Annotated in this window: 24 protein-coding genes; 16 read left to right on the top strand and 8 right to left on the bottom strand. The window is 66.9% G+C overall.

From position 1 onward, the window contains the following. Positions 1-65 precede the first annotated feature (65 nt). Genes rfbC through A5636_RS13300 form a run of 4 tightly spaced genes read right to left on the bottom strand, consistent with a single transcriptional unit; the run spans position 66 to position 3,426 of the window. Complete coding sequence (gene rfbC / locus A5636_RS13315; RefSeq protein WP_065159112.1) at positions 66-674, bottom strand: dTDP-4-dehydrorhamnose 3,5-epimerase; 609 nt, start codon at positions 672-674, stop codon at positions 66-68. Between the two features lies 1 nt (position 675). Further along, on the bottom strand, positions 676-1,671 hold the full coding sequence (gene rfbB / locus A5636_RS13310; protein ID WP_065159111.1) for a dTDP-glucose 4,6-dehydratase: 996 nt from the start codon (positions 1,669-1,671) through the stop codon (positions 676-678). A gap of 9 nt (positions 1,672-1,680) precedes the next feature. Continuing rightward, a complete protein-coding gene (locus A5636_RS13305; protein ID WP_065159110.1) occupies positions 1,681-2,541 on the bottom strand; it encodes an LLM class F420-dependent oxidoreductase in 861 nt (286 codons plus the stop codon). 18 nt (positions 2,542-2,559) lie between these two features. After that, positions 2,560-3,426, bottom strand: a complete 867-nt coding sequence (locus tag A5636_RS13300; RefSeq protein ID WP_065159109.1) for an LLM class F420-dependent oxidoreductase — start codon at positions 3,424-3,426, stop codon at positions 2,560-2,562. 240 nt (positions 3,427-3,666) lie between these two features. Between A5636_RS13300 and infA the strand changes: the two genes are divergently transcribed. The 8 genes from infA to truA all read left to right on the top strand — a co-directional run bounded on the left by infA (position 3,667) and on the right by truA (position 8,404). Next, a complete protein-coding gene (gene infA, locus A5636_RS13295) occupies positions 3,667-3,888 on the top strand; it encodes a translation initiation factor IF-1 (RefSeq protein WP_003418601.1) in 222 nt (73 codons plus the stop codon). A 59-nt stretch (positions 3,889-3,947) separates the two neighbouring features. After that, positions 3,948-4,061 (top strand): 50S ribosomal protein L36, encoded by a 114-nt coding sequence (gene rpmJ / locus A5636_RS25520; protein ID WP_003879483.1) that lies wholly within the window; start codon positions 3,948-3,950, stop codon positions 4,059-4,061. A 153-nt stretch (positions 4,062-4,214) separates the two neighbouring features. Then, complete coding sequence (gene rpsM, locus A5636_RS13290; RefSeq protein WP_007167900.1) at positions 4,215-4,589, top strand: 30S ribosomal protein S13; 375 nt, start codon at positions 4,215-4,217, stop codon at positions 4,587-4,589. Positions 4,590-4,595: 6 nt separating this feature from the next. Further along, entirely contained in the window at positions 4,596-5,015 is a 420-nt protein-coding gene (gene rpsK / locus A5636_RS13285; RefSeq protein ID WP_065159108.1) for a 30S ribosomal protein S11, read from the top strand. A gap of 24 nt (positions 5,016-5,039) precedes the next feature. Further along, the gene (gene rpsD / locus A5636_RS13280) at positions 5,040-5,645 is read left to right on the top strand and encodes a 30S ribosomal protein S4 (RefSeq protein WP_065159107.1); all 606 of its coding nucleotides are present in this window, start codon (positions 5,040-5,042) and stop codon (positions 5,643-5,645) included. A 76-nt stretch (positions 5,646-5,721) separates the two neighbouring features. Beyond that, the gene (locus A5636_RS13275) at positions 5,722-6,765 is read left to right on the top strand and encodes a DNA-directed RNA polymerase subunit alpha (protein ID WP_065159106.1); all 1,044 of its coding nucleotides are present in this window, start codon (positions 5,722-5,724) and stop codon (positions 6,763-6,765) included. A gap of 171 nt (positions 6,766-6,936) precedes the next feature. Further along, positions 6,937-7,563, top strand: a complete 627-nt coding sequence (rplQ, locus tag A5636_RS13270) for a 50S ribosomal protein L17 (protein WP_065159105.1) — start codon at positions 6,937-6,939, stop codon at positions 7,561-7,563. Further along, positions 7,526-8,404 carry a tRNA pseudouridine(38-40) synthase TruA gene (truA, locus tag A5636_RS13265; RefSeq protein ID WP_172827233.1) on the top strand — a complete coding sequence of 293 codons (879 nt, stop codon included), beginning with the start codon at positions 7,526-7,528 and terminating at the stop codon, positions 8,402-8,404. Before rplQ ends, truA begins: the two co-directional genes overlap by 38 nt. A gap of 65 nt (positions 8,405-8,469) precedes the next feature. Here truA and A5636_RS13260 read toward each other — a convergent pair whose 3' ends face one another. After that, positions 8,470-9,264, bottom strand: coding sequence for a cutinase family protein (locus tag A5636_RS13260; RefSeq protein WP_437339828.1), 795 nt, complete (start codon positions 9,262-9,264; stop codon positions 8,470-8,472). Between the two features lie 120 nt (positions 9,265-9,384). Between A5636_RS13260 and eccB the strand changes: the two genes are divergently transcribed. Further along, on the top strand, positions 9,385-10,785 hold the full coding sequence (eccB, locus tag A5636_RS13255; protein WP_065159174.1) for a type VII secretion protein EccB: 1,401 nt from the start codon (positions 9,385-9,387) through the stop codon (positions 10,783-10,785). On the opposite strand, the gene mycP is transcribed toward eccB, so the two are convergent. Both mycP and eccD read right to left on the bottom strand, forming a co-directional pair. Continuing rightward, positions 10,756-12,084 (bottom strand): type VII secretion-associated serine protease mycosin, encoded by a 1,329-nt coding sequence (mycP, locus tag A5636_RS13250; protein WP_065159104.1) that lies wholly within the window; start codon positions 12,082-12,084, stop codon positions 10,756-10,758. The genes eccB and mycP overlap by 30 nt on opposite strands. Beyond that, positions 12,081-13,406, bottom strand: a complete 1,326-nt coding sequence (gene eccD, locus A5636_RS13245) for a type VII secretion integral membrane protein EccD (RefSeq protein ID WP_065159103.1) — start codon at positions 13,404-13,406, stop codon at positions 12,081-12,083. The genes mycP and eccD overlap by 4 nt, the downstream gene beginning before the upstream one ends. Before the next feature lie 94 nt (positions 13,407-13,500). Between eccD and eccCb the strand changes: the two genes are divergently transcribed. The 7 genes from eccCb (at position 13,501) to glmM (ending at position 21,475) form a co-directional block, all read left to right on the top strand. Continuing rightward, complete coding sequence (eccCb, locus tag A5636_RS13240; RefSeq protein WP_065159102.1) at positions 13,501-17,043, top strand: type VII secretion protein EccCb; 3,543 nt, start codon at positions 13,501-13,503, stop codon at positions 17,041-17,043. Then, positions 17,040-18,245, top strand: coding sequence for a type VII secretion-associated protein (locus A5636_RS13235; RefSeq protein WP_065159101.1), 1,206 nt, complete (start codon positions 17,040-17,042; stop codon positions 18,243-18,245). Before eccCb ends, A5636_RS13235 begins: the two co-directional genes overlap by 4 nt. Positions 18,246-18,296: 51 nt before the next feature. After that, positions 18,297-18,605: a WXG100 family type VII secretion target gene (locus A5636_RS13230; RefSeq protein ID WP_081287778.1), complete on the top strand. Its 309-nt coding sequence runs from the start codon at positions 18,297-18,299 to the stop codon at positions 18,603-18,605. Then, the gene (locus tag A5636_RS13225; protein ID WP_065159100.1) at positions 18,602-18,901 is read left to right on the top strand and encodes a WXG100 family type VII secretion target; all 300 of its coding nucleotides are present in this window, start codon (positions 18,602-18,604) and stop codon (positions 18,899-18,901) included. The genes A5636_RS13230 and A5636_RS13225 overlap by 4 nt, the downstream gene beginning before the upstream one ends. A 182-nt stretch (positions 18,902-19,083) precedes the next feature. Further along, positions 19,084-19,527 (top strand): 50S ribosomal protein L13, encoded by a 444-nt coding sequence (gene rplM, locus A5636_RS13220; protein ID WP_065159099.1) that lies wholly within the window; start codon positions 19,084-19,086, stop codon positions 19,525-19,527. An 8-nt stretch (positions 19,528-19,535) separates the two neighbouring features. Beyond that, on the top strand, positions 19,536-19,988 hold the full coding sequence (gene rpsI / locus A5636_RS13215) for a 30S ribosomal protein S9 (protein ID WP_155763803.1): 453 nt from the start codon (positions 19,536-19,538) through the stop codon (positions 19,986-19,988). Between the two features lie 149 nt (positions 19,989-20,137). Further along, on the top strand, positions 20,138-21,475 hold the full coding sequence (gene glmM, locus A5636_RS13210) for a phosphoglucosamine mutase (protein ID WP_065159098.1): 1,338 nt from the start codon (positions 20,138-20,140) through the stop codon (positions 21,473-21,475). A gap of 93 nt (positions 21,476-21,568) precedes the next feature. Here the strand turns inward: glmM and A5636_RS13205 are convergent, their stop codons facing one another. Beyond that, positions 21,569-22,867, bottom strand: a complete 1,299-nt coding sequence (locus A5636_RS13205; RefSeq protein WP_065159097.1) for a hypothetical protein — start codon at positions 22,865-22,867, stop codon at positions 21,569-21,571. Positions 22,868-23,037: the final 170 nt, after the last annotated feature.

Below are 23,037 nucleotides of genomic sequence, written 5' to 3'. Positions count from 1 at the left end.
CGTGGGCTGGCCGCCGGAACGGCGAGTGGCCCTGGGGGATATGGCGCCGGCGCGAGGGCTGAAAACTACTTCTCGCGCAAGCCGTCCACGAATTGCCGGGTTTCCTCCCAGGTGGGCAAGAGCCCAGACGCCTGTACTTCTTGGAAGCTGGGGGCGGCGGCGTCGCGGTCCGACAAAGTGGGCACCGCGCCGTTCACCAACGGCCAGTCGATTGCCAGAGTTGGGTCCGTGGCAGCGATGGTGTGTTCACGCTGCGGGTCATACGCTGCCGAGCAGAGGTACATCACCGTCGAATTGTCCTGCAGCGCAAGGAAAGCGTGCCCAAGCCCTTCGGATACATAAATGGACCGACGATCTTTGTCGTCGAGCAGGACGGAGTCCCACTGGCCGAATGTGGGTGAGCCGACCCGGATGTCGACCACGACGTCGAAAACCGAGCCGTACACACACGTGACGTACTTGGCCTGGCTGGGCGGCACCTGCGCGAAGTGCAGCCCGCGCAGAACGCCCGCCGAGGACGTAGAGCAGTTCGCCTGGCGGAGGTCGAAACGGTGACCGGCAAAATTATCGAATCCGCGCTCGGTGAACCATTCGAAGAATATGCCGCGCTGGTCTCCGTGAATGGCCGGGGTGATCTCCCAGGCCCCCGGAATCTTGAGTTCACGTGCTTTCATGTCATTGACCGCGTTCTTCGTAGCGGGCTTCGGCGGCGTCCTTCAATGGGCGCCACCATGATTCGTTGTCTCGATACCAGTCGATGGTGGCCTGCAGGCCCTCTTCAAAGTTCGTATGCTTTGGTGCCCAACCCAGTTCGTTATAGAGCAGGGACGGGTCGATCGCGTACCGGAGGTCATGGCCGACCCGGTCGGTGACGTGGTCGAAGTCGTCGGGTTCACGACCCATCAACTGCAGCAGGGTGCGCAGCACGGTCAGGTTGTCACGTTCGCCCTCGGAACTGATCAGATAGGTCTTGCCGATCTCGCCCTTGTCCAGGATGCGCCGCACCGCACTGTTGTGGTCTTCCACGTGGATCCAGTCGCGGACATTGTGTCCGCTGCCGTACAACTTGGGCCGGCGACCGGTGAGCACGTTGGTGATCTGGCGCGGGATGAACTTTTCGATGTGCTGATAAGGCCCGTAGTTGTTGGAGCAGTTGGACAGGGTGGCCTGCACGCCGTAGGACCGCACCCAAGCGCGCACCAGCATGTCGCTGCCGGCTTTGGTCGCCGAATACGGACTGGACGGGTTGTAAGGAGTGGACTCGGTGAAGCGCTGCGGGTCGTCGAGTTCGAGGTCGCCGTAGACCTCGTCGGTGGAGATGTGGTGCAACCGCACGCCGTGGCGGCGGACCGCCTCCAGGATGGTGAACGTGCCGACGACGTTGGTGTGCAGGAAAGGTTCTGGGTTGTCGAGGGCGTTGTCGACGTGGGATTCGGCGGCGAAATGCACGACGGCGTCCGACTCGGCGACCAGCCGGTTGACCAGCTCGGCATCGCAGATATCGCCTTCGACCAGCCGGATCGTGTCCTCGACGTCGGCTAGCGACTCCCGGCGGCCCGCGTAGGTCATCGCGTCGATGACGGTCACCGCGTCCTCAGGATGCTCGCGCACCGTGCTGTGCACGAAATTCGCGCCGATGAAACCGGCTCCACCGGTGACTAGCAGCCGCATGGGGCAACCCTAACGGGTCAGGCCGAGGGGTCCTGCCAGTTCGCGGAGTACCGGGGTGAGCTTTTCGGGCCGTGAGACGCCGAGCACCTGGATGGCCACGTGGTCAGCGCCGGCGTCGAGGTGCTCGTGCAACCGTCGTGCGATGTCGTCCGGCGTGCCGTAGGCGACCAGAGCGTCGATCAGTCGGTCACTACCCGGCTTGCGTACGTCTTCGTCCGTAAAGCCCAGCCGCAGCCAGTTGTTCACGTAGTTGCTCAGCCCGAGGTAGAAGTCGACGAACTTGCGTCCGACCGCACGAGCCTCCTCGGCGTCGGTAGTCAGCACAACCTTGTGCTCGGGCGCCAGGAAGACGGTATTTCCCACCAGGTGACGCGCCCGGCCGGTGTGCTCGGGTGTGGTCAGATACGGGTGGGCGCCCGCGCTGCGTCGCGCGGCCAGACGCAGCACCCGAGGTCCCAGCGCGGCAAGCACCCGGCGGCTATTGGGCACCATGGCGCTGTCGAGCTCGTCGAGGTAGGACACCAGAGCGTCGTAGGGCTTCTGGTATTGCTGCGTGTGCTCAGGGTGTCCCACGCCGACGCCCAGCACGAACCGGCCCGGATGCGCGGTTTCGATGCGGTGAAACGAAGCGCCGACCTCTTTGGCCGGAGCTGCCCAGATGTTCACGATCCCGGTCGCGACCTGCAGCTGACTGGTCTCAGCCAACGCCGGCTCGACCCACGCCAGTTCGGCGTCCGGCGAAGCTCCGATCCATGCGGCGCCGTATCCCAGCGACTCGATTTCGGCCGCCAGCTCGGGGGCCAGCGACCGGGTGCCCAGCCACACCCCGAAACGTCCCAGGTCAGGTTTGAGTGAAACTGCGTCAGTCACTTGGCCACCTATACCCGTTTACAGACCCAATGCTTTTGCCAATTCGGCCAGCGCCGGAACGAGATTTTCACTTCTGGTCAGCACCTGCACCGGAACGTGGTCCGCGCCGGCATCGAGGTGCTCGCGCAGCCGCGCCGCGATGGAGTCGGTGGTGCCGTATGCGACCACCGCGTCGACGAGCCGGTCACTGCCGGGTCTGGCGACATCCTCGTCGGTGAACCCCAGCCGCTTCCAGCTGTTCAGGTAGTTGGCGAGGTTGAGGTAGATGTCGAGCGCCTTGCGTCCCACCGCGCGGGCCTTGTCGGCATCTTCTTTGTCCGGGTACGCGAGGATCACCTTGTGCTCGGGCGCCAGAAACGCCGACGGACCCATCAATTCCCGCGCCTGCGCCGTGTGCTCCGGCGTCGTCAGGTACGGGTGCGCCCCGGCCGCGCGCTGCGCGGACAGCTTCAGGACCCGCGGGCCAAGGGCCGCCACCACCCGCCGGTTGGCCGGCACACCGTGCTCGTCGAGCTGGTCGAGATACTCCACCAAAGCGTCGTAGGGCTTGCGGTACTCGGTGTGCGCCTCCGGATGACCGACTCCGATACCGAGCAGAAAGCGCCCGGGGTAGGCCTGATCGATCCGGTGGAACGATTCGGCCACCGGCCCAGCCGCGGCCGTCCAGATGTTGACGATGCCGGTGGCCACCTGCAACGTGGTGGTGGCTGCCAGGATGGGTTCGACCCAATCCAGTTCGGCGGGCGGTGAGCCACCCACCCAGACAGCGCCGTAGCCCAGGGCTTCGATCTCCTTGGCTTGCTGGGAAGTGACGCCGCGTCCGAACGATCCGAAACGGCCTAAATCGGGCTTGCTGGATGCTGAACCTTGCTGGGAGTCCGTCATGGATGGTCTAACCGGCCGGCCGGGTCGTGCTATTCCGCGCAGAGCGAAGTGGTCGCTTTTGCTTCCGGAGCGACGGTGCGGGTATCGTGGACCAACGGTGCGGCGTCCGTGCCGGCTCTTCGCGTGCCTTGTCTGAAATTCTTCTGGGAATTTCCATCACCGGCTCACGTTTTGTAGCTCGGACGAATGCTGCGCCCACCCAAGTGCACGGACAACAAGGTAGAGGATTCCCGAAAAGTAATGGCGAAGAAGGACGGTGCCATCGAGGTCGAGGGCCGCGTGGTCGAGCCCCTGCCCAATGCCATGTTTCGCATTGAGCTGGAAAACGGCCACAAGGTACTCGCCCACATCAGCGGCAAGATGCGGCAGCACTACATCCGCATCCTGCCCGAGGACCGGGTGGTAGTGGAGCTGTCTCCTTACGACCTGTCCCGGGGCCGCATCGTGTACCGGTACAAGTAACAAGCACTCCGGTACAAGTAACAAACACCTAGAGACCAGAGAACAGGACCGAGACTGCCGTGAAGGTGAACCCGAGCGTCAAGCCGATCTGTGACAAGTGCAGGGTGATCCGTCGGCACGGACGGGTCATGGTGATCTGCTCCGACCCGCGCCACAAGCAGCGGCAAGGCTAGTCAGGGCGAGATCGTCCGATAACTGAATGCAGACCTCCCAGTACCACTGCGCGGATACGCCGCGCACCACGTCCGGACGGAGGCCGGGCCCTCGCCATCAGGTGAGGAACGGACTGGGAAAAGACCTCCGCTGAGAAAGAGGAAACGCCACCTATGGCTCGACTAGTAGGCGTCGATCTGCCGCGCGACAAGCGCATGGAGATCGCACTGACCTATATCTTCGGCGTCGGTCGTACCCGATCCAACGAGATTCTGGCTGCCACCGGCATCGACAAGGATCTGCGGACTCGGGACCTGACCGACGACCAGCTGACCCATCTGCGCGACTACATCGAAGCCAACCTCAAGGTCGAAGGTGACCTGCGTCGTGAGGTGCAGGCCGACATCCGTCGCAAGATCGAGATCGGCTGCTACCAGGGCTTGCGGCACCGTCGCGGCCTGCCGGTGCGCGGCCAGCGGACCAAGACCAACGCGCGGACCCGCAAAGGCCCCAAGCGCACCATCGCAGGCAAGAAGAAGGCCAGGTAAAACCGGATGCCACCGACAAAAAAGGGCCAAACATCATCCGCTAAGAAGGGGCAGAAGACCCGCAGGCGGGAAAAGAAGAACATCCCGCACGGTGCCGCCCACATCAAGAGCACCTTCAACAACACGATCGTGACCATCACCGACCCGCAGGGCAATGTCATCGCGTGGGCGTCGTCGGGTCACGTCGGCTTCAAGGGTTCCCGGAAGTCGACTCCGTTCGCCGCTCAGCTGGCTGCGGAGAACGCCGCCCGCAAGGCGCAGGAGCACGGCGTCAAGAAGGTCGACGTGTTCGTCAAGGGCCCGGGTTCGGGTCGGGAGACCGCGATCCGGTCTCTCCAGGCCGCCGGCCTGGAGGTCGGGGCCATCTCCGATGTCACCCCGCAGCCGCACAACGGCTGTCGTCCGCCCAAGCGGCGCAGGGTCTAACAGGGTCTAGGAGGAACATAAGAAATGGCTCGTTACACCGGACCTATGACCCGCAAGTCGCGCCGGCTGGGCACCGACCTCGTCGGCGGCGACCAGTCCTTCGAGAAGCGGCCCTACCCGCCCGGCCAGCATGGCCGCGCGCGGATCAAGGACAGCGAATACCGTCAGCAGCTGCAGGAGAAGCAGAAGGCTCGCTTCACCTACGGCGTCATGGAGAAACAGTTCCGCCGCTACTACGAAGAGGCAACCCGCCAATCCGGCAAGACCGGTGAGGAACTGCTGCGCATCCTGGAAAGCCGACTCGACAACGTCGTCTACCGCGCCGGCCTGGCCCGGACCCGGCGGATGGCTCGTCAGCTGGTCAGCCACGGGCACTTCTCGGTCAACGGCGTGCACGTCAACGTCCCCAGCTACCGGGTGTCGCAGTACGACATCATCGACGTACGGGACAACTCGCTGAACACGGTGCCGTTCCAGATCGCGCGGGAGACTGCGGGTGACCGCCCGATCCCGAGCTGGCTGCAGGTGGTCGGAGAGCGGCAACGCATCCTGATCCATCAGCTGCCCGAGCGCGCTCAGATCGACGTGCCGCTCACCGAGCAGCTGATCGTCGAGTACTACTCGAAGTAAAGATTTCCTGCGCCGTCGGGGCGCAGGAACCTAACGGCATCAAATAGCGGGTGCCGAGAAGGAGAAGAAGAAACACATGCTGATTTCTCAGCGGCCCACCCTGTCCGAGGACATCCTCAACGACAGCCGGTCTCAGTTCGTCATCGAACCTCTCGAGCCCGGATTCGGCTACACACTGGGCAATTCGCTGCGTCGCACGCTGCTGTCGTCCATTCCCGGCGCGGCGGTGACCAGCATTCGGATCGACGGCGTGCTGCACGAGTTCACCACCGTGCCCGGTGTCAAGGAAGATGTCACCGACATCATCCTGAACCTCAAGGGTCTGGTCGTGTCGTCCGAGGAGGACGAGCCGGTCACCATGTACCTGCGCAAGCAGGGCCCGGGCGAGGTCACCGCGGGCGACATCGTGCCGCCGGCCGGTGTGACCGTGCACAACCCGTCCATGCATATCGCGACGCTGAACGACAAGGGCAAGCTCGAGGTCGAACTGGTGGTCGAGCGTGGCCGCGGTTACGTACCGGCGGTGCAGAACCGAGCCTCGGGCGCCGAAATCGGGCGTATCCCAGTCGATTCCATCTACTCGCCGGTGCTCAAGGTCACCTACAAGGTGGATGCCACCCGTGTGGAGCAGCGCACCGACTTCGACAAGCTGATCCTGGACGTGGAGACCAAGAACTCGATCACTCCGCGCGACGCGCTGGCGTCGGCCGGTAAGACGCTGGTCGAATTGTTCGGTCTGGCACGCGAACTCAACGTCGAGGCCGAAGGCATCGAGATCGGGCCGTCGCCGGCCGAGGCCGACCACATTGCGTCGTTCGCGCTGCCGATCGACGACCTGGACCTGACTGTCCGCTCCTACAACTGCCTCAAGCGCGAGGGCGTGCACACTGTCGGCGAACTGGTCTCGCGCACCGAGTCCGACCTGCTCGACATCCGCAACTTCGGTCAGAAGTCCATCGACGAGGTGAAGGTCAAGCTGCATCAGCTGGGTCTGTCGCTCAAGGACAGCCCGCCCAGCTTCGACCCGTCCGAGGTCGCCGGCTACGACGTGGCCACCGGCACCTGGTCCACTGAGGGTGCCTACGACGACCAGGACTACGCCGAAACCGAACAGCTGTAACGCCCGTCCGGCGACGATGCGGCCGTGCAGCGGCCGCTGAGGAACCGGACACATGCAACACCGTCCGGCGACGATGCGGCCGTGCAGGCCGCTGAGGAACCGGACAAATGCAACACCGTCCGTCCCGGTCCTACCTGATACGGGGACCGGCCCCACATAGGAGAAGTCGCAATGCCCAAGCCCACCAAGGGCCCTCGCCTCGGCGGGTCGTCGTCGCACCAGAAGGCGCTCCTGGCCAACCTGGCCACGTCGTTGTTCGAGCACGGCCGGATCAAGACCACCGAGCCCAAGGCGCGGGCGTTGCGACCCTATGCGGAGAAGCTGATCACCCACGCCAAGAAGGGCTCGCTGCACAATCGGCGTGAGGTCATGAAGAAGATCCGCGACAAGGATGTGGTGCACACCTTGTTCGCGGAGATCGGGCCGTTCTTCTCCGACCGCGACGGTGGCTACACCCGGATCATCAAGGTCGAGCCGCGCAAGGGTGACAACGCTCCGATGGCGGTGATCGAGCTGGTGCGGGAGAAGACGGTGACGTCGGAAGCCGACCGGGCCCGGCGGGTGCAGTCCTCGAAGAAGGCCGCACCCGAGGCGGCCGCTGCGGCACCGCAGGCGGCTGTCGTGCCGGAGGCGGTGGACGATTCGCCGGCCGACGAGGCGGCGACCGACACCGAGGCCACGCCTGAAGCGGCGGCTGCGACCCCGCAGGCGGGCATCCAAACCACCGACGAAGCCACCGATGAAGCGGCCACCGACAAGGATGCCGACAAGGCCACGGAAGAGGCCTCCGAGAATTAGCGAGGTCGTCCGTCTGCGGCTCGATATCGCCTACGACGGAACCGATTTCGCGGGTTGGGCGGCGCAAGCGGGTCAGCGAACCGTCGCCGGTGTGCTGGACGAGGCATTGACGACCGTGTTCCGTGCACCGGTTCGGCTGCGCGCGGCGGGACGCACCGACGCCGGTGTGCACGCCACCGGGCAGGTGGCGCATGCCGATGTGCCGGTCGATGCCGTGTCGAAGGTCTATTCGAGGAACTCATCTCCTGGGGATCCGGAGTTCCTGGCTCTGGTGCGGCGGCTGGGCAGGTTCCTGCCCGCCGACGTTCGGGTGCTGGACATCGCCCGCGCTCCGGCCGGTTTCGACGCACGGTTCTCGGCGCTGCGCCGTCACTACGTCTACCGGCTGTCGACGGCGCCCTACGGCGTGGTTCCGCAGCAGGCGCGTTTCATCACCGCCTGGCCGCGTGCCCTGGATGTGGACGCGATGTCGGCGGCGGCCCGAGAACTGTTGGGGCTGCACGATTTCGCCGCGTTCTGTCGTCATCGTGACGGGGCCACCACCATCCGGGAGCTGCAGCGGTTGGACTTTTCCCGCGAGGGCGATTCGATCACGGCCCATGTCAGCGCCGACGCGTTCTGCTGGTCCATGGTGCGATCGCTGATGGGGGCCTTACTGGCCGTCGGCGAGCATCGGCGCACAGCGGCATGGTGCCGTGAATTACTTACTGCGACAAGCAGATCCAGCGACTTCGCGGCCGCCCCGCCGCAGGGGTTGACGCTGGCTCAAGTGGATTATCCGCCCGACGACGAGCTCGGGGCCCGGACGCTGATCACCCGCGACGTGCGCTCGCCCCGTTAGAGCTCACCGGCAGCGAAAGTCGGCGGCTTGATCGGTCGGGCTTGGCCCGCACCCCGTATGCGCCGTCAGTGCACCTGCACCACCGGCGCGGTGGCCGGCAGACTGGGCGAGACCGACCCCGGCACCTGGGGTACCAGCGGGACCTGCGGGAGGGGCAGCTGCCCAGGCATGTGCGGCACGCCGTTCATCAGCTTGGGCGCCGCGTAAGCCGCGCCCAGGGTGGTGTACGTGGGGACGTATCCCTCGGTGTGCCCGGTCCACTCGTTCCCGGCGCCGGCGTGGCAGATCGGGTCCGTCGGGTTGCAGTAGTCCACTGCCTTGGAGCCGAGCAGAGCGCTCTTGGTGGGCAGCGATCCGCCGGCGCGGTCAGCGATGTCGCCGAAGGTCACCACCGCCGCGATGTTGCCTGCGTATTCGGGCGGCAGGGAGCTGCCGAAGCTGATGCCACCGATCGGAACTCCGGCCACGATGTCCATCACGGAAGCACCCTGTGAATAGCCGCCCAACACGATCTTGGTGCTCGGGCACGCCGCGGCCGTCTTCTTGACATGCGAAATCGTGTCGTTGGCGCCGTCGCCGCCATGCAACTGCAGCTTGCTGGCCGCATAGTTGACCGCGTAGGTGTCGATGTTCACGCCGGGGGCCTGCTGGCGCAGCGACTGCACGAATGCGTCGCCCACTCGGCCCAGGCCGGGCGGCTCGTTGGTTCCCCGGGCGAAGACGACTTCGGCGTCCGGACAGTCGTCGGCGGATGCCCGCGGGATCGCGACGAGGGGGTTCACCAGCGCAACAGCGGCCGCCGCAGCGGCGACACCCACACCGGCCCGACCGGCTAGGCGAATGAAGGGGTCCTTGAGCACCTGGGAAATTTTATACGGATTCGCGCGGAGCATCATCTCCGCGCCTGTGGACAACCGGCGGGAAGGGCGTATCGGACGGCCTAGAGTCGGGGGCGGTCAGGGCAACATGTGGGGGGTTCAGTGCGGCGGGAAACCACCTCCTGGCTGCACGTCAGCGCTCACCGGTACCTGACCCGGCGCCTGGAGTGCGCGTTGCTGGGCGGCGATTACCGCACGGTCGAGGGATCGCGCCGTACCCGACTGATTTCGCTGACATTCGGCTGTGTATTGACGGTCGTCGCGATCGCGGGATGCGGTTTGTTGAGTTTGCTGCAGCCGCAGTCGGGCCTGGGTGATGCCCGGATTGCGATGGGCCGGGTGTCCGGCGCGCTGTACGTGCGGGTGGGGGACACCTGGCATCCGGTGCTCAATCTGGCCTCGGCGCGGTTGATCGCGGCGTCAGACGCCAACCCGCAACCGGTGCGAGAGTCCGACCTGTTAAGCGCCAAACATGGCCCGCTGCTGGGCATTCCGGGTGCGCCACAGCTGCTGGCCCCGCCCCTGCCGGTGCGACAGTCGGCTTGGACGATCTGCGACGGCGGGGGTGACGCAGGAACAACGGTGCTGATCGGTCCGCCGGCGGGCCCATCCGTGGCTGCTCTCGCGGCTGACCGGGCCATCCTGGTCACGACGGATTCGGATTCGCAGGCTTACCTGCTCTACCACGGCTCACGGGCACTGGTGGATCTGGCTGATAGCGCAGTCGTGCGAGCGTTGGGGCTGTCGGGCCAGCGGCCGCGTACCGTCTCGCGATCGTTGCTAGGAGCCGTCCCGGAGGCGCCGCCCATCGCGGTTCCCCGAGTCGCGAAGGCGGCCGGACCGCCCCGAGCGTGGCTCCCCGAAACTCCGGTCGGCACTGTGTTGCGGATCACACGCGCGGGAGGCGACGAGTTCTACGTGGTGCTGACCGCCGGGGTCCAGCGAATCGGGCAGCTGACTGCCGATCTACTGCGGTTCCACGATTCGCAGGGCAGCGCCGACGTCGTAACGATCTCGCCCGACGCCCTGAGACAGGCGCCGGAGGTCGACATCCTGCCGACCGCCGGGTTTCCCGAACGGGCTCCGGCGTTATCGGTCGGGGACTCCGACATTTGTGTGGTGTGGACGCCCGTGCCGGCCGGTCCGGCGGAGATCACCGTGGGGACGGGCAGCGCGCGGGGCTTATCAGCCGGAGGGCGGGCGGCGACCCTGGCGCAAGCCGACGGCCGCGGGCCCGCGGTGGACGCCGTCTATCTACCGCCGGGCCACAGCGCTTATGTGTCGGCTCAGGGCCTGACTGGCATCGGTGCCCGCAGCTTGCCTCGTTTCCTCGTCACCGACGCTGGCGTTCGATTCGCCATCCACGACGACGAGGCGGCCCGTGATCTGGGGCTGCCGTCCACGGCTGCCCCGGCGCCGTGGGCGCTGCTCGCGGCGCTGCCGTGCGGACCGGAGCTGAGCAGGGCGAAGGCATCAGTCGGCCGCGACACGGTTGGACCCTAGGCGTCGGCGCATAAGCGAGGCCATTGTCGCCAGTAGCGCCACCAGGCAGATCGCGGCCCCACCGAAAGCGGTGTCGCGTGGGCGGTTGTCGGGCTGACCTGGGGTGGCCGGGCCGGGCAGGCCCAATATCCGGCGGCCGGCCGTGCCGGATCGTTCGGTGGTGGCGGTGCTGACCGCGGCCAGCGCGTCGACGGCACCGTTGCCGACGAATGGATCCCAGCCCGCGGCCGGATGGTGCGCGGTGGATTCGATGCGCTGCATCACCTCACGCGCCGTCAGTGCGGGAAAACGCGCCCGGATCAGCGCTGCCAGCCCGCTCACCACGGGCGCGGCAAAGCTTGTTCCGCAGAGCTGTTGTCCGGCAACGCTATTGACAATGCCGTCGTTCACCGGGCTCAGCGAGGTCACACCCTCGCCGGTCGCGGCGACATCTACCCATGGTCCGGCCAGGGTGAACGACGACGGCGCGCCCTGGGGAGTCACCGAGCCGACGGTCAGGACATAGTCGTCGTACCAGGCGGGACTGACCACCGTCGCAATGTTGTCGTAGCTGACGTCGGCAGGTTGGCCTGGGCACTGCGTTGCACCGCCGGTGTTGCCGGCGGCCGCTACGACGACGGCGTCTTTGACATCGACGGCGTAGGCGAGAGCGGCGCCCAGCGCGCGATCGTCGGGCGCGTCCGCGGCCGCAACACACGCCACCGACGAGATGTTGATGACGGAGGCGCCGAGATCGGCGGCGGTACGGACCGCCTTGGCCAGCGTCCCGACGTCACCGACGCCCGCTCCGGTGTGGTCGCCGGCGAGAGAAAATCTGGTGCTGGATTGCCGCACGCCGATCACGGTGACATCTGGTGCCACACCAGTGAATCGGTCGGCCTCGGGGGCCGGTTTCGCCGCGATGATCCCGGCCACCAGCGTGCCGTGTGCATCGCAGTCCTGGGTACCGTCGCCGGTCGACACGTAGTCACCTCCCGCCACCAGCTTCGATAAGCGCGGGTGACGCCGGACGCCGGTGTCGATCACCGCGACTCGCTGACCTGCCCCCCGGGTTAGTTGCCAGATCCGCGGCAGATCCAAGTCGCCGAGTTGCGTGGGCACACCGGTCTTGGCCGGGTCGGCTGCCGTCACCGCGCAAACTTCATGCTGGACCGTGGGTCCCGGCGGTGACGGCAATGCCGGTGCCGGCAGCCACTTCTGGTCGGCCGGTGGAGGTGAGACCGCATGAGCCGAGGGCGCAGCACACGGTGCCGTCAACGTGACCGCGAGCAGCAGGTGCGCGAGGCGGTTGCTCGTCACGTGCGAAGCAAATTCAGGTTGCGAACGGCACCGAAGGCGCCGCAGGTCCAGCAGGCCAGCGGCACGGTCGCGGCGAGCACCACGCAGCCCAGGGCGTCGACGACCCGTCGTGCCATTGGCGAGAGAGATCTCGCGGGAGCGACGAAGCCCAGGTAGATCGCCCCGGCGGCCAACACCGTTGTCAGGGCCGCGATCCACGGTTCGTGCTGAGGTAGTCGGACGGCCGTGATCGCCAGGACGCCACCGGCGGTGGCGATTCCGGTGCCGGTGAATACTGCCGTGGGGCGGTGGCCGGAACGGGCATGCATCAGTAGCACCCCGGCCGTCACGGCGGCCAGGACAATGGCGCGCGGGCTGGCCAGGGCGGCGACCGCGGCACCGGCGCCGGTAGCCACCGCGAGCGCACCACGCAAACTGGCCAGCCAGCGCTCGGCGCGGGCCGCTGCGCAGGCCAGCACCGCCGGGTTGGGCAGTCCGGGCACCAACCCCGTCACGAGCATGCAGATCCGAGGTGCCATTTCGATGAGAACCAGGCACACAACAACGGTGACCGCGCCGACGACTTGTGTGGGTGCGGTGGTGAGCACGGCTGCCAGTGCCGCGATGCCCTCGACTATTGCGCAACCCACGAGTGTCGTCAAAACCTCTGACCCGCAATCGGTTGTGCGTATGGCGAGGACAGCCGTGGTGGCCGCCGCCATGGCGGCGAGCAGCACGTGGGGTGCGCCCGGGGGCCCAGGCACGGCGAGCAGGCCGGCGACCGCACCGAACATGGCGGCGACGACGCTCAGGGTCATTGCGGCGAAAGGTTCGCGGTAAGCCCGCTGTGCCACCCCGGCCGATATCAGCGCAACGGCGGCCGCGGTCACCAGGATGGCGACGGTGTAGGCAGATCCTCTGGCAATGCATGTGTTTCGCGCCAGCATCAGCGTGCCGACCGCGGTGAGAAGGATGGCGCCGAGGGCGCCGCTGAGGCGGGTCGTGCCCCGCGTAGGGGTCGGGTCCCGCAGACTTGCGGCAACCCCCTCAGCCTCATCGGCGCAGCGGGGGGAGGGCGGCACCGGCGCGTCCCGGGTCAATACCAGGACGGCGCCGTCTTCGATGCCGTTCTGCGCCAGGGTTGTTGAGTTCAGCAGCGGTCGACCGCCTACTGGGGCGATCCGGTAGCGAGCCGGCATCAAGTCGTCCGCACCGCCCAGCAGGTCGACTATGGCCGGGATCAACACGGCGACCGGAACGCCCGCGGGGATGGTGAGATCGATGTCGGTCTCGCCGGCGTGGACGGCGACGCGGCGCGTTTCGGCTGCGATTGCTGAACTCATCGTCGGTACGGTAGCCGGATCTCAGGTAGACCGGGATTCAGTTCTCCACAGCTGACTTGCAGCCAGATTCACTGCGGCATAACGTCATCGAACTGTGACTGCGGTCATCGAAGTCGACGCCCCGCCGGAGGTGCCGCAGACGGCGGCGGCGAGCGCGCTGGTTTTTCTGCTGCCCGTCGTGATGTCGGTCGTGACGCTCGCCGCCACGGTGGGGGCTTTGGTTACCGGTTCGCCGGTCGGGCGGAGCCCCGGCTTTCTCGTCTTCCCGGTGATGATGCTGGCCTCGCTGGCCGTGACCGTATTGACCGGCCGCGGTCGACGCCGGGGCGCAGCGATCGATGCCGACCGTGACGAATACTTTGCGTACCTGAGCGGGCTGCGCGATCAGGTCACCGAAGTGGCTGCCACGCAATACATTTCCCTGCTGCGTGAGTTCCCGGATCCCGATTGCCTGTGGACGGTGATCGGGAGTCCGCAAATGTGGGCGCGGCGGATTGCCGATGCCGCTTGCTACCGGGTGCGCGTCGGGGTCGGAAGCCAGCCGCTCGCCGCCCGATTGGTAGCCGCGCCCACCCCGCCTGAGCAGCGACGTGATCCGGTCACCGCGGAAGCACTGCAAAGATTTCTGGATGCGCATTCCACGATCGACGGCCCGATCGTGGTTCCGCTCAGTCTCGGCCAGACCGTCACGATCGACGGTGGCCCCAGTCGAGTCCGCGGCCTGATTCGCGCGATTGTCTGCCAGCTCGCCGTATTTCATGCGCCCGAGGAGCTGTCCATCGTCGCTGTCGGTAGCGGGTGGGATTGGCTGAAATGGTTGCCGCACAACCAGCATCCTCGACTCACCGACGGAGCGGGGGCGGCGCGGATGGTGTATCCCACCTTGCTCGACGCGCAAGCCGGGCTGGCCGCCGGATCATCACCGCATGTGTTGGTGATTGTCGACGTGCCTGAGTCGGATTCGATCGCGGACACAACCAGTGTGGTGGTCGGCCACGATGCCGCAAAGCTGGTCATCCGTCGCGCGGATAAGCAGGAGATGCTGGCGTGCCCGGACCAGCTCTCCGTCGAGGAGGCCACGGTGTGTGCACGCCGCTTGGCCGCCGTCGCCGGCAGGTCGTGGCCGGGAAGTAGTCCGAGCTGGATCCGGGAGCTGGGTGAAGTCGACCCGGTTCTGCTGTGGCGTAACCAGGACCGACGCGACCGGCTGTGTGTCCCGATCGGTGCCACCTTGGATGGTCAGCCCGTCCACTTGGACATCAAAGAGGCTGCGGAGCAGGGTATTGGCCCGCACGGGTTGTGCATCGGAGCGACCGGGTCAGGCAAATCGGAGTTACTGCGAACCGTGGCATTGGGCATGCTGGCCCGCAACTCGCCCGAAGTGCTCAACCTACTGCTCGTCGATTTCAAAGGCGGAGCAACCTTTCTGGACATGTCGGAAGCGCCGCACGTGGCGGCCGTCATCACCAACCTGGCGGACGAAGCACCGCTGGTCGACCGAATGCGTGCTGCCCTCGCCGGTGAAGTGAACCGTCGGCAACAGCTGCTGCGGACGGCGGGCTGTGTCAGCCTTGCGACCTACGAGCAGCACCGCCCCCTGGGATCCCCGCCGCTACCTGCTCTTTTCATCATCGTCGACGAATTCTCCGAACTGCTCAGCCAGCATCCTGACTTCGCGGAGATGTTCGTGACGATCGGCCGAGTGGGCCGGTCACTGGGAATGCACCTGTTGCTGGCCAGCCAGCGGCTTGACGAAGGCCGACTGCGAGGACTCGAGGCGCACCTGTCCTACCGCATGTGCTTGAAAACATTGTCCGCCAGCGAATCACGTGCCATTCTGGGAACGCCCGAGGCCTACCATCTGCCGAATACACCGGGCGCCGGCTATCTACGGACCGCTAGCGGTGATCTAATCCGGTTTCAAAGCGCGTTCGTCTCGGGACCCGGGACGGCAACACTACCGGCCGGCACTGCACCGGCAGCGGTGAGCCGGTTCCCCGCCGAAACCGTAGGCCAAGTGCGGCAAGTCATCCCGGTGCGTGCGCGGTCGGTCATGCGGACGGTCCTCGATCGGATCGAAGACCAGGGACCACCGGCCCACCCCGTGTGGTTGCCGCCGCTGAACACGGCGCCAACATTGGGTGCGCTGCTGCGGGACGGTGAGGCCAGACACCTGATCGTGCCGATCGGTGTCGTGGACCACCCCTACGAGCAGTCCCGCGGCCCGCTGATCGTCGACTTGTCCGGTGCCGCCGGCAATGTCGCGGTGGTAGGCGCTCCCCAAGCGGGAAAGTCGACCGCGCTGTGCACGTTGATCACCGCGCTGGCCGCTACCCACGAGCCCTCGCAAGCGCAGTTCTACTGCCTGGATTTCGGCGGTGGATCGTTGTCCGCAATGGGTGAGCTTCCGCATGTGGGTGGGGTGGCCGACCGGTCCCAACCCGACCTCGCCGAACGCATCGTCGCTGAGATGGAGTCGGCCGTGCGTACGCGGGAGGCCCGCGTACGGGCCGGGTCCGGCACGGCGGACCTGGCAGATGTGTTTCTCGTCATCGACGGCTGGGTGGGTTTGCGGCATGAGTTCGACCACCTCGAAGAAACCATCGCCATGGTTGCGACACAAGGTCTTTCGTGTGGTGTGCATGTCGTGCTGTCCGCGTCCCGTTGGGCCGAGATCCGACCGGCGCTGAAAGACCAGCTGGGTACCCGCATCGAGTTACGACTTGGGGATCCGGCGGATTCCGACTGCGACCGTGCGCAGGCGCGCCAGGTTCCCCGTGATCACCCCGGCCGCGGTCTGAGCCCCGATGGTCTGCAGATGGTGGTGGCACGGCCGGAATTAGAAGAAGTCGAGGTGCGCTGTGGCGGCCCGGTGGCACCGCCGGTATTGCTACTGCCCACCAAGGTGGACCACCAGATCGTCATTGCCGAAGACCGCACCACGAGCCGGATCCTGCTCGGGCTCGGCGAAGGCGGGCTGGAGCCGGTCGGCGTCGATCTCGGTGGTAGCGGGCACCTACTGATACTGGGGGACAACGGCTGCGGGAAGACCTCGGCGTTGCGCACCCTGTATCGCGAGATCGTCCGTACCAAGACGGCGGCGCAGGCTCGACTGTTCGTCGTCGACTTCCGTCGCACCCTGATGGGTGTCGTCGGGTCCGAACATTCCGGTGGCTATGCCATGTCACCCGCAGCGTTGACCGCGGTCCTGCCCGGCCTGGTCGACTTGCTTCGGAGTCGGATGCCAGCCGCTGACGTCAGCCACACGCAGCTTCGCACCCGGTCCTGGTGGGCGGGTCCCGACATCTACCTGTTGGTCGACGACTACGACCTGGTGGCCAACGCGAGCGGGAATCCGCTACACCTGTTGCTCGAGTACTTGCCGTACGCAAAGGATCTCGGGCTGCACCTGGTTGTGGCGCGCCGCAGCGGGGGTGCCGCGCGCGCCTTGTTCGATCCGCTGCTGGCGAGCCTGACCGAGCTGGGCTGCACGGGCCTGCTCATGAGCGGACGAGCGGAGGACGGCGTGCTGCTCGGATCCAAACCCGGCCGGCCGCTGCCACCCGGTCGCGGCGTCCTGATCACCCAACCCGGCGTCGAGCAACTGGTCCAGGTCGGCTGGACGCCGCCGGCATGAACCCACACCGCGCCGTCATCGAGGCAGGGCCGGCATCTGTTCGTCGATTATGTTGTGACACAAAGAATTCGAGCCGATCCGGTGCGGCCGCGCTGGATGGGATCGACGACCCGGTGGCACTGTTGGACGAGCGACCGGTCGCCGTCGAACTGCTCTGGTCGCAGGCATTGCGGTCGTTGGCCGAAGGGCATCGCGGGGGCCCCATCGTTGTGCACCCCTCGTGGTGGTCGGCCGCGCGGGTGGGCGTGCTCGCCGCGGCGGCCTCCGGCCTCGGCGGTGGCACCCTGCGGCCGCGCTCGTGGTTGCTGGCGCAAGGACAGTCGCACGAGTCGACGGTGTCGATCGAGATCGCCGACCGGCTGGTGGCGATCGTGGGACCAGAGGTGGTGGCCGTGCCGCGCCGGACGGAATCCTTGCCCGTGGCCGGCGCGGTCGCAGAGGCCGTCGAGACGATGCTGCCCGGGGCGTCGGTGTGCATCGATACGCCGGCCGCCATACCCGGGGCGAGGCTGCTCGCGCAGCAGATCGCAAGTGTTCTGACATCACCCGCCGTAGTAACGATCGACGACGCCGGACTGGCCCGGCAGGCCGCTGCGGCCGCGGTCACCGGTGACCCGCCCCGTCGGCCGCCCACCGCACCGCCGGGCTCCGGATCCCGGGTTAGCGCGACGGCAGCGGTTGTGGCCGCGGGCATTGTCGCAGCGGTGCTGGTCGTGGCGGCGCCGACGACGGATACGGAAAGGCCGCGCCGATCGTCCGAGACGCAGCCGGCTCCGACGAAAGTCTTGGTGGAAGGTCGCGTTGCGCTGACCGTTCCCGCAACCTGGCTGACGCAACGAGTGATCGCCGGACCGGGATCCGCCCGGGTCCAGGTCACGTCGCCGGCCGACCCGGAGGTGGCGCTGCACATCACGCAGTCGCCGACGCCCGGGGAGACACTGGCCCGTACCGCGGAACGGCTGAAGCGGGCGATGGACAGCGAACCCGCGGGGGTGTTCGTCGACTTCAACCCCGCCGGTCTGAGTGCCGGCCGGCCCGCGGTGACCTACCGTGAGGTGCGGGCCGGCCACGACGTGCGCTGGGCGGTGTTGATGGACGGATCGACGCGCATCAGCGTCGGATGCCAGAGCCGGCCCCATGCCCAGGACGCCGTCCGCGACGCCTGCGAACAAGCCGTGCGGTCGGTACACGCGGTGGAATAACCCCGAGCAAATCGATGGAACCGAATCGGCTCCGCGACAGTCCAATCCGGTATGAGCACACTGAATACCGATTTCGATTTGATGCGCTCGGTCGCAGACGCCACCGATGCCCGCAATGAGGAAATCCGGGCGTTGTTGCACGCCTTCGTCGGCAGGATGGGCAGCGTGCCGGCGTCGGTCTGGGGTGGGTTGGCCGCGGCGCGGTTCAAGGACGTGCTGGATCGTTGGAACGCCGAATCAACACGGCTGTACCACGTATTGCACGCCATTGCCGAGACCATCCGGTTGAACGAGGCGGCGCTTCGGGAAGCCGGGCACACCCACGCCCAGCGCATCGGCGCCACCGGGGGTGCGCTGTGAACGAGACGACCTTGTCCTACAACTTCGGCGCGATCGAACACTCGGTCCGTCAGGAGATCCACACCACGGCCGCACGCCTGAATGCCTCGCTCGAGGAGCTCAGATCGCACATCGCGCCGCTGCAACAGCTGTGGACCCGCGAGGCGGCCGCGGCGTACCAGACCGAACAACTGAAGTGGCATCAGGCGGCCACTGCGCTCAACGAGATACTGAACCAACTCGGCCACGCGGTCCGAGACGGCGCCGACGAGGTGGCCAGCGCCGATCGCCGGGCCGCCGGTAGCTGGGCCCGCTAGTTTTGACCTGCGGGGATGCGGATCTGTAAGCTGCTCCGTTGGCGTGCGGTACCTACAGGTACATCGGGTTCCAGGGTTTCTCGGGTCTATGTCGGTCGCCGAGAGCAACCCCAACCGCATACGCCGGACCGGCCCCCGGCTCACACCGGGATCAACCCGAGAGAAAGAAGAAGGTAAGCGCTGTGCCTACATATGCGCCCAAGGCGGGTGACACCACGAGGTCGTGGTACGTCATCGACGCCACGGACGTCGTGCTTGGCCGCCTCGCCGTCGCAGCAGCCACCCTGTTGCGCGGCAAGCACAAGCCAACGTTCGCGCCGAACGTCGATGGTGGCGACTTCGTCATCGTCATCAATGCCGAAAAGGTCGCGATCAGCGGCGACAAACTGCAGAGCAAGATGGCCTACAGCCACTCGGGTTATCCCGGCGGTCTGCGCAAGCGGAGCATCGGAGAGCTGCTGCAAAAGCACCCCGACCGGGTGGTGGAGAAGGCGATCGTCGGCATGCTGCCCAAGAACAAGCTGAGCCGGCAGATTCAGAAGAAGCTTCGCGTCTATGCAGGCCCGGAGCATCCCCACACCGCGCAGCAGCCCGTTCCGTTCGAGATCAAGCAGGTGGCCCAGTGACCGAAACCATGGAAACCGGAGAGGTTTTTGAGACCGGGGCCGAGGATGCGGCGGCCAGTGAATCGTTCGTGTTCGAGCGGCCCATCCAGACGGTCGGTCGCCGCAAGGAAGCCGTCGTCCGGGTGCGTCTTGTGCCTGGCACCGGCAAGTTCGACCTCAACGGGCGCAGCCTGGAGGACTACTTCCCCAACAAGGTGCACCAGCAGCTGATCAAGGCTCCGCTGGTCACCGTCGACCGGGTGGACAGCTACGACATCTTTGCGCTGCTGCACGGCGGCGGCCCCTCCGGCCAGGCCGGCGCGTTGCGCCTGGGCATCGCTCGCGCACTGATCGTGGCGACACCCGAGGACCGGCCGGCGCTGAAGAAAGCCGGTTTCCTCACGCGTGACCCGCGTGCGACCGAGCGCAAGAAGTACGGCCTGAAGAAGGCCCGCAAGGCGCCTCAGTACAGCAAGCGCTGATCAGCAACCTGCGGGCTGCGGGCGTGCATCCCCCGGACGACTTATTCGCATATTTCGGCGTGTCGGTGGTACCGGGGGCGTGCCCGCAGCCAACAGTGGGTTATCTGCCCACTCGCTTTCTGTGAGCCAACTGTGAGAGGTTTGTCCGCATGGGTCGACTATTCGGCACCGACGGCGTACGCGGAGTCGCCAATCGTGAGTTGACCGCCGAGTTGGCCTTGGCGCTGGGTGCGGCCGCGGCCCGGCACCTGGCGGACTCAAACGGTCCCGGCCGGCGGGTCGCCGTAATCGGGCGGGATCCGCGGGCCAGCGGCGAGATGTTGGAAGCCGCGGTCATCGCGGGACTGACCAGCGAAGGGGTCGACGCGTTACGGGTCGGGGTGCTCCCGACACCCGCGGTGGCCTACCTGACCGGCGCCTACGACGCCGACTTCGGCGTGATGATCTCCGCGTCGCACAACCCGATGCCCGACAACGGCATCAAAATCTTCGGCCCCGGCGGCCACAAACTTGACGACGACACCGAGGACCGCATCGAGGATCTGGTGGCGGCCGGCCCCGGACTGCGCCCGGTCGGCGTCGGCATTGGCCGCGTTCTGGACGCCGCGGATGCCGCCGATCGTTACCTCGGCCACGTGGCCAAGGCCAGCAGCCATCGCCTGGACGGGTTGACGGTGGTGGTCGACTGCGCGCACGGCGCGGCGTCGGAGGCGGCACCGGCGGCCTACCGCGCTGCCGGCGCGCGCGTCATCGCAATCAACGCCGATCCCAACGGACTGAACATCAACGACGATTGCGGTTCGACGCATCTCGATTCGCTGCGAGCCGCGGTCACCGCACACCGGGCCGACCTGGGGTTGGCGCACGACGGCGACGCCGATCGGTGCCTGGCCGTCGACGCCGACGGTGAACTCGTCGACGGCGACGCCATCATGGTGGTGCTGGCCCTGGCGATGAAGGAGGTTGGCGAACTGGCCTCCGACACGTTGGTGGCGACGGTGATGAGCAACCTCGGTCTGCACCTGGCCATGCGCGCCGCCGGCGTGACAGTGCGCACCACCGGTGTCGGCGACCGCTACGTCCTGGAAGAGCTACGGGCCGGTGGCTACAGCCTTGGCGGTGAGCAGTCCGGCCACATCGTGATGCCGGCGCTGGGTTCCACCGGCGACGGCATCGTCACCGGGTTGCGGCTGATGGCTCGCATGGTGCAGACCGGTTCGTCGCTGGCGACCCTCGCCTCGGCCATGCACACGCTGCCGCAGGTGCTGATCAATGTGCAGGTGGCGGACAAGACCGCTGCCGCTGCCGCGCCCGCGGTGCAAAGTGCCGTCGACCGCGCCGAAGCCGAACTGGGCGACACCGGGCGAATCCTGTTGCGGCCCTCGGGAACTGAGCCCATGATCCGGGTGATGGTGGAAGCCGCCGACGAGGACGTCGCACAACGGCTGGCCGGGACGGTGGCCGACGCGGTCAGCTCCGCCGGCTGAACCCAGCATTCCGCTGGAACCCGCACGCCTCGATCGGCGTCGAATCAAGTATGAGATTCGATGGTGTGACCGTGTGCGGGGTTGCCGATGAGATCAGCGCGACCGCGGAGCTGGTCGAAGATGCCGCAGGAAAGTACCTGGCGCAGTTTGGCTTTGGTGGTGCCCAGGCTGGCCGGGCGCCGGCTGTCCGGGCGGGGCCGTCGATGCGGCCGGCAATGGCGTGGACTTGGTGGCGTGGCCCGCATCATCAGGCTCGCGGGGATTCGACTCCTCCCCTTCCGCGGGCTGGTTCGGATCGTGCTCGTCGTCAGGGTCATCGTCGAATGGGTCGTCGCCGGGCACGTCGCCCGCCGAATCCAGCAGGCCGCCCAGCGTCTCGACGATCCGACTGACGAGTCCGCTCAGGCCACCCCCGCTACCAACGTCACCGCTACCACCGAGCCCCCCGCCGGACATGCCGGAGGCATCCCCGGGCAGTCCGGCGGCACCACCGGACAGTCCCGCGGCACCACCGGGAAGTCCGGCGGCACCCCCTGGTGGTCCGGTAGGCCCCCCGGGCGTCGCCATCGAATCCAGCTCTGCGGGTGACGGATTCCGCATCAGAGGCGATGCCGGACTGGGCGGGGGCGTTACCGTCGGGCCAGTCGAGTAACCGGCCGGGATAAGCGGAGGCACCGGCCGGGCCGCAGCGGCCTCGGGCGCTATCGAGGTCTTCACCGCCGGCCCGGCTGCCCCGAAATCGCCGGGAATCTCGAAGTGCGGCCGCGGCACGGCGACCAACCGATCGACGACGCTGTCGTAGGACGCGTTCACAGCGGCCTTCGCCGAATGCATTGCGGTCACCCAGTCCTGCCGAATGTCGTTGTCCACGTAGGGTTTTATCTGCTGGTTGACAACCTCCCGCGCGGTCGTCTGGTCCCCCACGCCGGTGCTGGCCGCCGCGGCCGCGGCCAGCCATGCCGGGCGCTGCGTCACGGTGCGGTCATCGATGGCGACGGTCGTCGCGACTTTCGCGTCGACGAGGCGCCAGAGGCTGTCCCGTAGCGACTCGAGTTGCTGGGCAGCGGCATGCAACGCAGTGACCACGGCGTCCGCGCTGTCGCAATGGGCCTGCAGAAACGCTACGGCGGCGTCTGCGCCCGGGCCGGTCCACGCCGCCGCCAATCTGGTGGCCTGCGCACGCTGCACTCGCAGGGCTTCCATGGCTACCGTGCCCACGGCCTTCAGTCGCGCGCAGTCAGCGTCGAGCGCATGCAGATCGAGTCCCTCTTCGCTGCCGTATAAGTCGCGGACGGGCACCCGGTCATGGCAAGCGCGGGCGTAAGTCTCGTAGTGCTCGACGGCGGGGAGCCCTTCAGCGAGACGCCCGGCGACGTCCAACCGATCGGCCATCAGCTGATCCTGGCGGTGGCATACAACTCTGCCTCCGCGTAGCGGTTGACCCCGGCCCGCAGCGCGGCGCCGATCTCTGCGGTCGCCCGCGACCACTGCGCCAGGTCCGTAGCCAATCCGGTCAGCCCCGCCCGCGACTTATACGGCAGCGAAGAGGGACTCGATCTGCA

The organism is Mycobacterium asiaticum (assembly GCF_001673315.1).
Taxonomy (GTDB): domain Bacteria; phylum Actinomycetota; class Actinomycetes; order Mycobacteriales; family Mycobacteriaceae; genus Mycobacterium; species Mycobacterium asiaticum_B.
This window is presented reverse-complemented; position numbering and strand designations above follow the sequence as displayed.